The sequence below is a fragment of the Arthrobacter sp. D3-18 genome (assembly GCF_054408525.1).
Genome location: NZ_CP096440.1, coordinates 2,004,557 through 2,018,014 on the forward strand (window position 1 = coordinate 2,004,557; position 13,458 = coordinate 2,018,014).

15 protein-coding genes, 2 tRNA genes and 1 other RNA gene are annotated in these 13,458 nt (G+C 60.6%); 9 read left to right on the forward strand and 9 right to left on the reverse strand.

Annotated features, from left to right (window positions below; translation table 11 throughout):
• Positions 1-69 precede the first annotated feature (69 nt).
• Positions 70-807, forward strand: coding sequence for a zinc ribbon domain-containing protein (locus tag M1D89_RS11445; RefSeq protein ID WP_498650612.1), 738 nt, complete (start codon positions 70-72; stop codon positions 805-807).
• A gap of 49 nt (positions 808-856) precedes the next feature.
• Here M1D89_RS11445 and M1D89_RS11450 read toward each other — a convergent pair whose 3' ends face one another.
• Complete coding sequence (locus M1D89_RS11450; protein ID WP_498650614.1) at positions 857-1,621, reverse strand: YaaA family protein; 765 nt, start codon at positions 1,619-1,621, stop codon at positions 857-859.
• A gap of 57 nt (positions 1,622-1,678) precedes the next feature.
• Between M1D89_RS11450 and rnpB the strand changes: the two genes are divergently transcribed.
• The 4 genes from rnpB (at position 1,679) to M1D89_RS11470 (ending at position 5,058) form a co-directional block, all read left to right on the forward strand.
• Positions 1,679-2,071, forward strand: an RNA gene (gene rnpB, locus M1D89_RS11455) — RNase P RNA component class A.
• 272 nt (positions 2,072-2,343) lie between these two features.
• Positions 2,344-3,831: a glyceraldehyde-3-phosphate dehydrogenase gene (locus tag M1D89_RS11460; protein ID WP_091468029.1), complete on the forward strand. Its 1,488-nt coding sequence runs from the start codon at positions 2,344-2,346 to the stop codon at positions 3,829-3,831.
• Between the two features lie 73 nt (positions 3,832-3,904).
• Positions 3,905-4,114: a hypothetical protein gene (locus tag M1D89_RS11465; protein ID WP_498650616.1), complete on the forward strand. Its 210-nt coding sequence runs from the start codon at positions 3,905-3,907 to the stop codon at positions 4,112-4,114.
• A gap of 143 nt (positions 4,115-4,257) precedes the next feature.
• Positions 4,258-5,058, forward strand: a complete 801-nt coding sequence (locus M1D89_RS11470; RefSeq protein WP_498650618.1) for an HNH endonuclease family protein — start codon at positions 4,258-4,260, stop codon at positions 5,056-5,058.
• Here M1D89_RS11470 and M1D89_RS11475 read toward each other — a convergent pair.
• From M1D89_RS11475 to orn, 4 genes are all read right to left on the reverse strand, one after another.
• Positions 5,043-5,855 (reverse strand): acyltransferase domain-containing protein, encoded by an 813-nt coding sequence (locus M1D89_RS11475; RefSeq protein ID WP_498650620.1) that lies wholly within the window; start codon positions 5,853-5,855, stop codon positions 5,043-5,045. The genes M1D89_RS11470 and M1D89_RS11475 overlap by 16 nt on opposite strands.
• 3 nt (positions 5,856-5,858) lie before the next feature.
• A complete protein-coding gene (gene def, locus M1D89_RS11480; protein ID WP_498650621.1) occupies positions 5,859-6,431 on the reverse strand; it encodes a peptide deformylase in 573 nt (190 codons plus the stop codon).
• Between the two features lie 127 nt (positions 6,432-6,558).
• Positions 6,559-6,634: transfer RNA gene (locus M1D89_RS11485), tRNA-His, on the reverse strand.
• 133 nt (positions 6,635-6,767) lie between these two features.
• Positions 6,768-7,403 carry an oligoribonuclease gene (gene orn, locus M1D89_RS11490; protein WP_083848079.1) on the reverse strand — a complete coding sequence of 212 codons (636 nt, stop codon included), beginning with the start codon at positions 7,401-7,403 and terminating at the stop codon, positions 6,768-6,770.
• A 147-nt stretch (positions 7,404-7,550) separates the two neighbouring features.
• On the opposite strand from orn, the gene mptB reads away from it, so the two are divergent.
• Positions 7,551-9,107 (forward strand): polyprenol phosphomannose-dependent alpha 1,6 mannosyltransferase MptB, encoded by a 1,557-nt coding sequence (mptB, locus tag M1D89_RS11495; RefSeq protein ID WP_091469565.1) that lies wholly within the window; start codon positions 7,551-7,553, stop codon positions 9,105-9,107.
• Between the two features lie 34 nt (positions 9,108-9,141).
• Here the strand turns inward: mptB and M1D89_RS11500 are convergent, their stop codons facing one another.
• The gene (locus tag M1D89_RS11500) at positions 9,142-9,828 is read right to left on the reverse strand and encodes a DNA alkylation repair protein (protein WP_498650623.1); all 687 of its coding nucleotides are present in this window, start codon (positions 9,826-9,828) and stop codon (positions 9,142-9,144) included.
• Between the two features lie 160 nt (positions 9,829-9,988).
• On the opposite strand from M1D89_RS11500, the gene map reads away from it, so the two are divergent.
• A complete protein-coding gene (gene map, locus M1D89_RS11505; protein WP_498650624.1) occupies positions 9,989-10,756 on the forward strand; it encodes a type I methionyl aminopeptidase in 768 nt (255 codons plus the stop codon).
• Between the two features lie 14 nt (positions 10,757-10,770).
• Here the strand turns inward: map and M1D89_RS11510 are convergent, their stop codons facing one another.
• Together M1D89_RS11510 and M1D89_RS11515 are read right to left on the reverse strand one after the other, a co-directional pair.
• A complete protein-coding gene (locus M1D89_RS11510) occupies positions 10,771-11,376 on the reverse strand; it encodes a GNAT family N-acetyltransferase (RefSeq protein WP_498650626.1) in 606 nt (201 codons plus the stop codon).
• 63 nt (positions 11,377-11,439) lie between these two features.
• The gene (locus M1D89_RS11515; protein ID WP_178994851.1) at positions 11,440-11,994 is read right to left on the reverse strand and encodes a single-stranded DNA-binding protein; all 555 of its coding nucleotides are present in this window, start codon (positions 11,992-11,994) and stop codon (positions 11,440-11,442) included.
• A 207-nt stretch (positions 11,995-12,201) separates the two neighbouring features.
• Between M1D89_RS11515 and M1D89_RS11520 the strand changes: the two genes are divergently transcribed.
• Positions 12,202-12,274 (forward strand) — tRNA-Arg (locus M1D89_RS11520).
• A gap of 69 nt (positions 12,275-12,343) precedes the next feature.
• On the opposite strand, the gene M1D89_RS11525 is transcribed toward M1D89_RS11520, so the two are convergent.
• Entirely contained in the window at positions 12,344-12,784 is a 441-nt protein-coding gene (locus M1D89_RS11525; protein ID WP_498650629.1) for an SRPBCC family protein, read from the reverse strand.
• A gap of 149 nt (positions 12,785-12,933) precedes the next feature.
• Between M1D89_RS11525 and M1D89_RS11530 the strand changes: the two genes are divergently transcribed.
• Positions 12,934-13,422 (forward strand): DUF6993 domain-containing protein, encoded by a 489-nt coding sequence (locus M1D89_RS11530; RefSeq protein ID WP_498650631.1) that lies wholly within the window; start codon positions 12,934-12,936, stop codon positions 13,420-13,422.
• Positions 13,423-13,458: the final 36 nt, after the last annotated feature.

The window sequence follows — 13,458 nt, forward strand, 5'->3', positions numbered from 1 at the left end:
AGCCCTGGCAGATAGTGGCCGTCCGGCCGGACCTGATACCCAGGCCGGTGGCGATTAGCGGAGGTAAGCGTGGCGAAAGCAGCACCGGCAGAACAACTGAAATTGCTTGAACTGCAGGGACTGGATGCCAAGCTCAGGTCGCTTGCCGGCCGTCGGAAGGTCCTTGAAACAGATCCACGCATCACCGACCTCACGGATGCGTTGAACGTGGCCAACGGCGAACTCGGCGCGGCCAAGGTAGCCGTCCACGATGCCGAGGCCGAACTTCGCCGGGCGGAAGCCGACGTTGAGCAGGTGGCTACCCGCATTGAACGCGATGAAACCCGACTGAACAGCGGCACCGGCCTGTCCAAGGACCTGGTGGCGCTGCAGAGCGATATCGCCTCGCTCAACAAGCGCCGTTCGGACCTTGAGGACGTGGAGCTCGAAATCCTGGAGCGCTTGGATACGCTGCGGGAGCGCCAAGCGGCCCAGCAGTCCATCGTGGACGACATCCAGGGCTCGTTCGGCAGCATCCGGGCTGAGCTGGACGAGGCTATTGCAGAAATTGCGGCCGAAGAAACGGTGGTCCGTGGACAACGTGCCGCCTTCGCGGAATCCTTGGATGCGGGAGTGCTTGCCGTCTACGAGAAGACCATTGCCAAGCGGGGAGTCGGTGCAGCCCGGCTGTTCCACGGTAAGTCCGAAGGCTCCGGCATGATGCTCAGCCCCGGCGACCTTGCCGAAGTCAAAGCCGCCGCTGAGGACGATATTGTTTTTTGCCCGGACTCAGGTGTCATCCTGGTCCGTTCGGCGGAGTGGAACTGACCCCAGCCCGGCCAAAGCTGGACCGGATCAGTTAGTTTGTTCGGTTCCGTCAGCTGGACAGGATGATGTTGAGCGCGTGCGGCTTGCGGGCCGTGCCCTCAACGAGTTCCGTTGTCCAGATTTCCCGCGCGGCCTTCAGGAGCTGATCCGGTGTTGCCGGCGCCTTGCCGCGCCGGGTCAGCAAGTGTCGCGCCAGTTCCCCGCGGGTGTGTTTGGCGAAGTGGCTGACAACCGTGCGCTTGCCGTTCGCCTCGTTGAAGACGTTGACGTTAACTGTGTGCGTCGCCGGGGGAGCCCAGGCTGCGGCATAAGTGCTGGAGCGGCAATCCACCAGAAGTTCGTTCTCGGCGCGTGAGGCGAGGGCGGCGTTGAGCTGCGGCTTCCAATAGGAGGCGAGGCGTCCGACGTCGGGCAGTGCAGTTCCCATGGACAGCCGGTAGGCGGGCACGTGGTCGCCAAAGCCGATGGCGCCCCATAGTGCGGACACCACCAGGATGGATTCGTTCGCCTTCCGGCGCTGCGTGGGGGTCATGCTGTTGTAGCCAAGGGCGTCATACAGAACCCCGGAATAGACCTGATGTGCTGGAGCGGCCGGTTCGGCATGCAGCCGCGTATTACGTTCGACGTCGTCACGCAGCGATGCGCCGACCCCCAACAGGGCGAGGGCATCCTCGTGGGCGCTCACCGTGCCCAGCGCTTCGAGCACCTTTGCCCGGTACGGGTTCAGTTCAGGAAAGCTGAGCGATTCCCAGTCGATGGAGGGACCGTTGGCAGCGGGGGTCTTGCCTTCGGAAGGCGGCAGCAGAATCAGCACCAGTCGATATTACCGGGGACTTTGGCCGGTCCCAACGCCGGTAGACTGGACACCGGATGGGTCGACCAGGCGGTCGCGCGTCACGAAAGTGGCTCGAGGAACGTCCGGGCTCCGCAGAGCAGGGTGGTGGGTAACGCCCACTCGGGGTAACCCGCAGGCCAGTGCCACAGAGAACAGACCGCCCGCGTGTCGCGATGTTCTGCATCGCGGGGCAGCAGGTAAGGGTGAAACGGTGGTGTAAGAGACCACCAGCTCCCTGGGTGACCGGGGAGGCTAGGTAAACCCCACCCGGAGCAAGGCCAGACAGGACACGCTTGAGGGCTGCTCGCCCGAGTGTCCGGGTAGGCTGCTGGAGGGCGTCGGCAACGGCGTTCGTAGATGGATGGCCGCCACTCCTTTTCCGGTAACGGCAGGGGATGACAGAACCCGGCGTATCGGTCGACCCATCCATTTATTACTCCTATTACTCCCGGATTTCCGCTGTGTGAGTGATTTCACGCCGCGGGGCGGCCTTCGCCCCTTCCTTCCGCCCTAGAATGGTTACTGAACGTAGATGTTCTGCCGCCGGGACTGCGTTCGCAGCCGGCGGATTTTCTTTGCTCTCGTTCAAGGCGCTGTGGGTGGACCGAAGCCCGCCGGCGCATGAGCCGCAGGACTACTCCGGGCGGCCGCTGCCATCTGCATACGAGGACGTATGTGGTTGACCCAAGGAAGGTAGTTCTGTGAGCCAGACGTCAGATTCTTGTCTTGATAAGTGGATGGGCCGGGAGGCTCTCGCCGAGGCCATGATTCCGGTGATCGGCCGGTTGTACCGGGAAAATAACGTGGTCACCAGCATCCACGGCCGGAGCCTGATCAACAAGTCCACCATGAACATCCTGAAGGCCCACCGCTTTGCGCGCCGGATGAGCAACCACGAGCTGCTGCTCGAAGAGACCGCACCGCTGCTGAACGCCCTGTCCGAGCTGGAACTCGGCGCAGCAGCCATTGATATTGCACGTTTGACAGAAAAGTTCCGGGCCGAAGGCAACGGCGCCTCGCTGGATGAGTACCTGCGCGCTGAGCTCGCCGAGATCGTGGGAAAGCGTGGCGCAGACGACCGCACCAGCACCGACGTCGTTCTTTACGGCTTTGGCCGCATTGGCCGCCTCCTGGCCCGCATCCTCATTGAGAAGGCCGGTGGCGGGCACGGCCTGCGACTCCGCGCGATCGTAGTGCGCAAGGGTGCCGAGAACGATCTTGTGAAGCGCGCCAGCCTGCTGCGTCGTGACTCGGTGCACGGTTCCTTCGAAGGAACCATCCGCGTGGACGAGGAAGCCAACACCATCACCGCCAACGGCGTGCAAATCCAGGTCATCTACTCGGATAACCCCGCCACCGTGGACTACACGGCCTTTGGTATCAAGGACGCCCTGGTGGTGGACAACACGGGCCGCTGGCGCGACGCCGAGGGTCTCTCCCAGCACCTGCAGAGCAAGGGTGCTTCCCGTGTGCTGCTGACTGCACCTGGCAAGGGTGAGCTGAAGAACATCGTCCACGGCATCAACCACCGGGACATCTCCGATGATGACAAGATCGTCACCGCGGCATCCTGCACTACCAACGCCATTACGCCGGTGCTGAAAGCCATCAACGACAAATTCGGCATCATCCACGGCCACGTTGAGACCGTGCACTCCTTCACCAATGACCAGAACCTGATCGACAACTTCCACAAGGGCGATCGCCGCGGCCGTTCCGCGGCCCTGAACATGGTCATCACGGAGACTGGTGCCGCCAAGGCCGTAGCCAAGGCCCTTCCGGAACTGCAGGGCAAGCTCACGGGCAATGCCATCCGCGTTCCTACACCGGATGTCTCCATGGCCATCCTGAACCTCAACCTTGAGAAGGGCACCACCCGCGACGAAGTCAACGACTTCCTCCGTGAGATGTCCCTGCACTCCGATCTTCGCAAGCAGATCGACTACATCGACTCTCCCGATGTTGTTTCCACTGACTTCGTTGGCTCCCGCCGCGCGGGCATCGTTGATGGCCTCGCAACCATTTCCAACGACAAGAACCTCGTTCTGTACGTCTGGTACGACAACGAGTTCGGCTACTCCTGCCAGGTCGTCCGTGTCATGGAAGAAATGGCCGGCGTGAACCCGCCGTCGTTCCCTGCGCGCGACGTGGTTGCTCCCATTGCAGTGCTTGAAGGCGCTGGAGCCTAAGCACGCCGAAGTATTCACGGGTTTCCCGGCTGAGTCACTGGTATCAGCCGGGAAACCTGACCAAAATGGGTTCATGGAAAACGAATCAACGTTGGAACATGAGACCACCTTGGAGCACGCTCTGGACGTGGCAAAGGCCAACCACAAACAGGCCCAAAAACTTCTGGATCAAGCCATAGCGGCCAACACTGCCGGTGACGTCCCGGATCAGCGCGTGGAACAACTACGTGGACTCCTCGCCTTGGCAACAGAGGACCTGCAGCGCGTAATGCGTGAGCAATAAACGTCTCGGCCCACGGTGGCACCCATCTCCGCTGTGATCGCCGCAGTGCGACTTCTCCTGCACACTGTGGATATCGACTCTGACTGTCGGGGCCTTGTCCTACGCTCGTAGGACATTGCTATTTCCCCACTGGATGGAGTCCCTTGAGCATCACTTGGTCTGCCTACAAACGCGCCCGGCGAAGGTCACGTCAAGCTTGGGCCATTCTTGGACTGGCCGCCGCAACCGTGGTGGCAGGGCTTTCCTGGTATTTCACCACAGGACAATTCAACGCCGCTGAACCATGGGCCGCCGGCCCCAGCGAAGCGCCCGTCTACAATCCCGACTGGATGAAACCCCTTCGCGGTGGGGTGCCCGTTGCCCCGGAAAAGGCGAGCGATGCCTTGGAACGACTCCCGGTCCAAGGGCGCGCCGCCAAAGCGGACTACGATAGGGCCGCATTCGGGCAAGCCTGGGCGGACGCTGACCGTAATGGTTGCGACACCAGAAACGACATTCTCCGGCGGGACCTCTCGGCGGTCGAATTCACGGAAGGTTCATCGTGCAAGATTGCCGGTGGTAGCTTTCACGAACCATACACGGGGGCGCAGGTGACTTTCCGGAGGGGCCAGGACACCAGCGCAGCAGTTCAAATCGATCACGTGGTGGCCCTCGCCGACGCCTGGCAAAAAGGCGCCCAGCAGCTCACCATGCAGCAGCGGCAAATATTCGCGAACGATCCCCTGAACCTGATCGCCGCCGACGGTCCCGCCAATGTTAAGAAGGGCGCGGGTGACGCGGCCACGTGGCTGCCGGCTAACAAGAATTTTCGCTGCCACTACGTTGCCCGGCAGGTATCCGTAAAAGCGGCCTACAAACTCTGGATTACGCAGGCCGAAAAGGACGCCATGAAGCGGGTTTTGTCCTCCTGCCCGGAACAGCAAACCATTTACAGCGCCAGGTGACCGTGCCCTAGTTGCCAGATGCCGCCGTCGTCGATCCTCTCCAGGACCACGCGCTGGAGTGAGGTTTCCCGCGGCAGCTTATCCAAGTCATGGAGTCCCCGCTGCCTGAAAGTGAAGTAGATGGCATCCGTAGGGGCATCAGTGCAGTGGTCGAGCGTGAACCGTCGAGCAAACGACGCGATGTTGCTGTCGGGGAGGCGCTCGACGAGATACGGGTCCAGCATCCATGAATCACACGTGGCTTTGTGCGCAGGCTTGTCGGGAAAATACCGGGGGAAGAAAGATCCTGCCTCCGCCAGACTGGCATCCACCAGCGCAGGTGAGAGGCCTCCATCTTCGGGTATATGGACACCAAGAACCCAGCCTGAGCCCTGAGCATTGGCCGGTACCAAATGGAACTGCAGCCGGCCCAGCCGGAACAGATTGCCAGCCATGTGCAACGTCAGCCAACTCCAGGTGTCCAAGCCAAAACGGCCATGGACCCGCCTGTTGATCCGAAGCTGCAAGCCCATGTCTGCCAAGGATGCAGCCGAGACAGCGGGACTGATTCCCAGCTCCAGATGGTAGGCGTGAACTGAGGGCGCGAAGCGGAGGAGTGCTTCGATCCACACCGTCTCCACAGCGCCGTCGGCCCGAATGCTGTCTACTGGAAAGTTCCCAAGCCTTTCCTGCATCGCCTTCATGGCCTGCAGAACAGGCTCGTCCGGGGGCGTCCCCAGAAGGTGCGCACATTCAGTGGCGTCTTCGCCGGTGATGTCCAAGAGCTCAAAAAGCTCTGCGTGAGGGCTGGCGGCCATGGCTTAGTGCCCGAACGGATCAGGGTCGACGCCAGGCATCCAGGTCAGGCCCGGCACGCCCCAGCCGTTTTTCCTGGCTTGCTTGAGGGCCTTCTTCGAGTACCGGTCCACGAGACGATTGACGTAAAGTTTTCCGTCCAAATGGTCGAACTCGTGCTGCAGGATTCTGGCGAACCAGCCTGTCGCTTCGAAATCCAGGGGTTTGCCGTCGCCGTCAAAGCCCTGAACCCGTGTCCATTCAGCGCGCTGCAGCGGGTAGTACTCGCCGGGGAAGGACAAGCAGCCCTCAACGTGTTCATCGGGATCCGGAAGTGCGCCGGAGACCTTGGACAGCGTCAGCACGGGGTTGACTACAACACCCTGTTCGGGGACGTCGTCATCGTTGGCGTACTTGTAGACAAAAAGGCGTTTGCCCACGCCGATCTGGGGCGCGGCGAGCCCTACGCCGTTGGCAGCGTCATTAGTCTCGAACATGTCCGCGATCAAGGCGCGGAGTTCGTCGTCGAAAGCCTCGACTTCACTTGCCCGGCGGTGCAGAACAGGTTCGCCCCAAATGGTGACTGGCAGGACGGTCATCTCAGTTTTTCCTTCGTCTAGCGCTGCGGTCCGGAAGCGGCCTTGGTCCGCTTTTAGGTTAAAAGCAAAGGCCGCACCGGATAACCGGTGCGGCCTTTGTGGAAACCGGCTCTGGAGCCAATCTCGGTGGGGTGAGCTACGGGGGTTGAACCCGCGACCTCCTGGACCACAACCAGGCGCTCTGCCAACTGAGCTAAGCCCACCATGTGCCTTTTTTGGGCTGAACCGTTTGACCGGCTTTCCTTCAAGGCAACGACAAATAGCTTACCTGCTGTTTTGGGGTGCAAAGTCCACTTTTGCCGATTTTGGTGAAAAAACCTCGAAAAATGGTGCAGATCACACTTTTTCGCTGGACCCCAGGGTCTCTGCGGTAGCCATGATGTCCTTGGAAATGCGCTGTGCCGTTGCCGTGTCCGGTCCAGGCGCCGGAACAAAGACAGCCTGGCGGTAGTAGCGGAGCTCGTCGATGGAATCCTTGATGTCACCCAGGGCGCGGTGACCGCCATGCTTGGCCGGTGACTGGAAGTACGCGCGCGGGAACCAGCGGCGTGAGAGCTCTTTGATGGTGCTGACGTCGATCACGCGGTAATGGAGGTGCTCTACGATGTTGGGCATGTCCCGGGCAAGGAACATACGATCTGTTCCCACAGAGTTTCCACCCAGGGGAGCTTTGCGGGGATCCGGCACCCACTTCTCAATGTATTCAAGGACCTGTGCTTCTGCCTCTGCCATGGTCTTGCCGTGGGGGAGCTCGTCCAGGAGCTTGGAGCGGGTGTGCATGTCCCGCACGAAGTCGTTCATTTGTTCCAGTGCTGCGTCATCCGGCTTGATGACGACGTCTACGCCGTCGCCCAGAATGTTGAGCTCGGAATCCGTCACCAACGCCGCAACCTCGATCAAGGCGTCGTTCTTGAGGTCCAGGCCGGTCATTTCGCAGTCGATCCAGACGATGCGTTCATTAGTAATAGGCACGCGCCAAGCCTATCCCTCAGTGGCTTCCAAGTGCTCCGATGGTACGATTTTTGAGCGCGGCAGTGTCGTTTCTTCCTGTTGCCGAAAGCCCCCATGACGCAGAATTTTGACCCGAACACAGCGGGTGAACGATTGGATGACGACTACATGACGGTGCCAGTACCCGCCGCCCAGTTGGCAGGGACAGCGACGCCGTCGGCTGACGCCGTTGCCGGCGAGGTAGATAACGCACGTTCGCCGCTGATCGCCGGGTTCGTTGGTTCCATGTTCATGGTGTTTGGCTCACTGGGGGTTGGGTGGCTTGCTCCGGTTTCGGAACTTCGCCGCCTACCGCTTTTCATCTGGATGCGCACTGAAGGTGTGGGCGTCGGACTTTCCATTGTTTTACTGGCCATCGGCGGCATGCTGCTCGTCCGCGCCTGGCTTCGTCTGGGCCAGCGGGTCCGGGTCTGGGGAATGGAAGCCCGAAAAGCCACGCTGCAGGCGGTGGTGGCCTGGGGTCTGCCCATGATGTTCACTGTTCCCCTCTTCAGCAGGGACGTTTACGCGTATATCGGCCAAGGCCGGTTGATGGTGGAGGGCATCAATCCTTATGAGAACGGCATATCGGCGCTGCCCAACTACTTCCAGTTGGGAGCTGACAAGCAGTGGACCGAAGCGCCAGTTCCTTACGGTCAGTTGTTCTTATGGATTGAGCAGTTCGTAGTCTGGGTAACCAACGTGCAGCCGGAAGCGAGCATCATGCTCTTCCGCCTCGTCGCAGCAGTCGGTGTGGTTCTCTGCATCATCTACGTGCCGAAGCTGGCCGAACTCCATGGTGTAAATCCCCACAGGGCACTATGGCTGACAGCTGCCAATCCGCTCTTTCTCACTAACTTCATTGCCAGCGTCCATAACGACGCCTTGATGATCGGGCTGGCACTGGCAGGCCTGTACTACTGCGCAACCCACCGTGTCATTCGCGGACTGGTGCTGGTCACGCTCTCAATCTCAGTCAAACCGATCACGGTGGTATTCCTTCCCTTCATTGGACTTCTGTGGGCCGGCAAGCATGCCTCATGGCCGCGCAGATTCCTCTACTGGTTCCTGACAGCGGCTCTGAGCTTCGGGCTCCTCTATGCACTCAGCCTGGTCAACGGCTTCGGGTTCGGTTGGATCAACGGCTTGTCGGCGCCCGGGAGCGTAGCAATCTGGTATGCGCCCGTTGGTCTTATCGGGTTGGCTGTCGGATCGATTTCCAGCGTTTTGGGGTTGGACGGCCAGGTCATGGCCAAGGTGGTTTATGACGCCGGCAAGGTCCTCATGGTTGCTGCTGTTGCCTGGATGATCTTCCGGGGAGACTACGACCGGCTCATGCGGCGGCTTACGTTGGCATTTGCTGCCATTGTCCTGCTGGCACCAATGATCCAATCCTGGTACGTGGTGTGGTTGATCCCTCTGTTTGCCGTGACCGGCATCCGCAACGACTGGCAGGTCAAGGCACTGTACTTCGTTGTGTCATTCTTCATGGTCTACGCCATCTCCGACCAGTTGGACGTCTTCCCGTACCTTCAGAGTGAAGACCTGGGCTTGGCACTGTTGCTGGCCCGGATCGGGGCGGCTGTTATTGCGTTGTTCTTCGCCATTTACCTGATTTTCATGGATCCGAAGACCAAGAGCTTGTTCCGGGTGCGGGACGAATCCGGACTGCGTCCGATTATCTGAAGTCCCGGCCCTGTCCGGCCTGCTGCGTTCCGCGTCAGTCGGACGGCAACAGCCGCAATGCCTCGCGGGCGGACAGCGGACTCAACGCGGCTGAGTTGTTGGCAGCGAACGCCTTGACCCATGCTGGATCTGTTTTGCTGTACTCACGGAGCGCCCACCCGATGGCCTTGCGGATGAAGAATTCATTGTCGGCGAGGTTCGCGGAGATGACCGCTGACAGGAGGCCAGTATCAGTCTCTGACTTGGCCCCTAGCTGTGCGGTGATCGCCGCCCGGCGAATCCACATGTCGTGGTCAGTGGACCACTGCAGCAGTACCGGCGTCATCGTGGGCCGGTGCGCAAGAAGAAGCGCGCAGATCCGATGTGAGACCCCATCGACGAGGTCCCACCATGCACCCGTCCGGATAATTTCCTCATATAGGGGGAGCATCTGCAGGTCTTCTTTGACCATTCGCAGGCCTGTCAGGTCGATGGCTGCGTACCGCTCTTCACGGGCCTCCGCGTTGCGCCACAGCTCAAGAACGGATTTTTGCAGCTCAGCTGGCGAGGTCACCGGGAACTGCTTTACTGCTTCCTTCACTATCCTGCGAACCTCGGGAACCCGGACACCCCAAGAAGGCATATCGGACTTCAAATAAGCCTGAGCTCCGGCACCCCGTTCCGCATCAGCGGCTGATCGGAGTGTTGATCGGATCGACTCCACGAGGACATTGGGGCTCATGCCATAACTCTAGGTCGGTGATGGATGAAGGGGTGTGAGCCACTGCGCGAGAACTGTGGTCCCCGCTGTTCGGCCACCGTAGAGTGGGCATATTCGACCCGCTGTTCCTTTGCACGGCAGCAGCTCCCTGACTCATATCGGCAACAACGAAGGAATCTCGATGTCAATGCTGAAATCACCGGACCAAATCGCGATGATGCGCGAGGCCGGTCGCGTAGTGGCCAATGCACTGTCCGCAGTCCGGGAGCAAGCTGATGTGGGTGTTTCACTTAAGGAACTCGACGACGTCGCTGCCGCCGTAATCTCCGATGCCGGCGCAAAACCTGCCTTCCTGGACTACCACCCACGTTGGGCGGCCGTGCCGTTCCCCGGTGTCATTTGCACCAGCGTCAACGATGCCGTGGTGCACGGGATCCCCAATGGATACGTACTGGAGGACGGCGATCTGCTCAGCGTCGATTGTGGTGCCTTCGTGGAAGGCTGGTGCGGTGATGCAGCCGTCAGCTTCGTCGTAGGGGCCGGAGACCCTGCAGATCATGAGTTGGTGAAAGCGACAGAAGAAGCGCTTGCCCGCGGCATCGACGCAGCCCGTATAGGAAACAAAATGGGTGACCTTGCCTATGCGATTGGTGGCGAGGCGAAACGTGCAGGATACGGGCTGTTGGCCGATCATGGCGGGCATGGCATAGGACGGACAATGCACGCCGAACCTCCCGTCCCCAACCTCGGACGGCCTGGCCGGGGTATGAAGCTCGAAGAAGGTCTGGTCATTGCCATTGAGCCCATGCTGATCCTGGGCGGCAAGGACGACTACTACCACGACGAGGACGAGTGGACTCTTCGTTCGGCAAGCGGGCGACGCGCCGCCCACAGCGAACACACCGTAGCCATCACGGCTGATGGCCCCATGATCCTCACTTTGCCGTAGTTTGCCGACACTGCTTATCGAGCCGTCCCACGCTTTTTGAGGCGTACCACCGGCCGGCCGGGAACTGATTCGGACACGGAACTGAAGCCAGCAGCCTTGAAAAGAGAAAGCGTGCCGTGGAACAGGTCCGAGGCCGTCGCTTTGGTCCTATGATCCGTATCCACCGGATAGGCCTCGATGACGTTCGCACCGTTGTTGAAAGCGTGATCCATCGCGGCAGCAAGCAGAGCGGACGACACTCCGGTGCGCCTGTGGTTCGGTGCTACAACAAAGCAACTGACGGCCCAAAGATCGAGGCCGTCCTCCGACCGAAGACCTGCCTCTCTGAGGACCTGGGACCGTTTCAGGCGCGGATACTTGGCTCGTGGTTCCACTGCGCACCAGCCGACCGGACGACCATCCCGGAACGCCAGTACGCCGGGCGCAGGACCTGTTTGGAACGATGACTTCAACAATTCCCTGCGGTCACCGGGCGATGTTCCGGCCCAATCATTGCCGGTAAGGGCGAACCACCGGCACCAGCACCGGGAGGGTTCGCCCTTGGTTCCGAACAATTCCTCAACAGCCGCCCAGGTGGCAGGAGCTGTCTCGATCTTCGAAGCAGGATGGCCGTGTTCCATGGACCCACAATAGGCCGGGCCCGCGTTGCTGGTCCCGTGGACGCCGGAATCGTGGTGCAACGATCACACGCCGGCACCCACCAGTTCGCCTGTTGTGGTGTTGACTAGTAGGGGACCGGTGCCATCAGGACCGTCAACGTCCCTCACGATGGACTCGTCTTCCGGTGGAACTTGTTCGTGGTCGTCCGAGTCCCAGTCATTGCTGCGGTCAGGGGTGCCGGGTGCCTCAACAGCAGGTGCTGCATCGGCAGGGGCTGAGGCGCCGGTCATTCGGGTGAAGTTGGCAGAGCCCCACATGAGGTCATGTCCCACTGATTCGGCGTCGATTTCGGCTACGTGGTAGACACGGCCCTCATGTTCCCATTGCCGCAACCGGAGCTTCCCAACGACGAGAACGCGCTGTCCCTTTTTCACGCTGCATCCAACATGTCCGGCCAAGTAGCGGAACGACTGGACCGTGTACCAGTTGGTGTTTCCGTCCACCCAGGTGTTGGTGGCGCGGTCGTAGCGGCGTTCCGTGGTTCCCAGACGAAACGATGCCGTGGACGTGCCCCGTGTAGTGGTGGAGCTCTTGACCTCCGAGGCCACGAAGCCCCGGACGGTGATCATGTCATTCATGGTGGTCCTTCTCGGTGTAGTGAAGTGCCTGTCCGGCTCTTTCAGCTTCATCCAGGGAAGTCAGGGAGGGGAGTGCCTCATGCGCCTATGTGAATAACGGCACCTGTGGAGGAGTAGAAGCACGTTCCATGGGATGGCAAGCAGTTGGCTGATAGCACTGTAAACTCTTTGTGGCGCCAGCGGCCCGTGTGGTCATGACGCGAGTGCGCCCCAGTAGCTCAGGGGATAGAGCAGCGGCCTTCTAATCCGCCGGTCGGGGGTTCGATTCCCTCCTGGGGCACCGAATCATCCCCCTTGGAACAGCGTCCAAGGGGGATGTCCGCCTTAAAGCACTGACTCGTTAGCGTCCTTACTCAAGTAATTCCTTGAGATTTCGGAGCACCAACTCCCAAGTTGCGGTGGACTGCTCCACTTCTTCCTCACTCGAATTGTTGCCCTGTCTGATGGCCACTCTTGTTCCGTCAGGTTCGTCAGTCACGCTGTATTCCACAGTGTGGTGGTTCTCGGGAACGTCAGGGAGCCCCGAGGATGGACTGTAATGAGTGGTCTTCAGCAACTGCGGAGGATCGAAAGCAAGGATGGTGCCGCTGTCCTGGTACCGCTTGCCGTTGTACTCGCCGGAGTACGTAATGTCATCGCCCACGCGCCAGGTCGTGGTGACATTGGTTCCCAGGAAATACAGCCGAATGAGGGCCGGATCAGTCAGGGCATCCCATACCTTTTCAGGCGGGGCAGCAATGGTGGTCGATGCGACCGCATCAGGGATCGGCCCACTTGTTGGTCCACGCATACTGCAAGTCCACCTATCGTCCTGGCCTGAAATGTCACTTGGAAGCGCTGTACCTTGCCTGGGAAAACGCTACGCCCGTCAGCACGCCCTGTGAATGGCGCTCGCATGTGAATGGCCCACCTGTTTGTGGATGGCAGAATGGCTAGGTGATGAGCAGGAGAACCGCACAGGCATATGGCACGAAATCAGACGCATCGAAAGTCAGCGTCGCTGGATTGTCGCTGATGATAGCCGCGGCATTGACGGTCACCGCTTGCACTCCATCGCCTGCGCCATCCGCCGTTCAGCCCGCGGCTACTCCGTCACCGTCCGCGAGTCCGCAGGCCACGGCTACCGTTGATCCGGCTGTTGTCGCAGCCACCTCTGCCGTGGAGTCAACGCTCAAGGCCTTGGTAGCCAGCAACCCCAAGCCCGACCGCGAAACCCTGCGCGCGGCCTTGGTCTCGGCAGGTATCCCCAGTGCCAACGTAGAGGTGTCCGTAAGCCGTACGCCCACGGGCCTTGATGTGGACGCTATGGAAGCCGCAGCACTTGCGGGGGAGAGTTGCGTCATGGGGCAGATCCGGGACGGCGGGGTGGTGGTCACAGTGCTGCCTGTGCTGGCCACCGGAAAATGCTTCGTGGGAGACGCCCGCTAGCTCCACCGCGGGGCTCGAATGTGAGTTATGTACGCC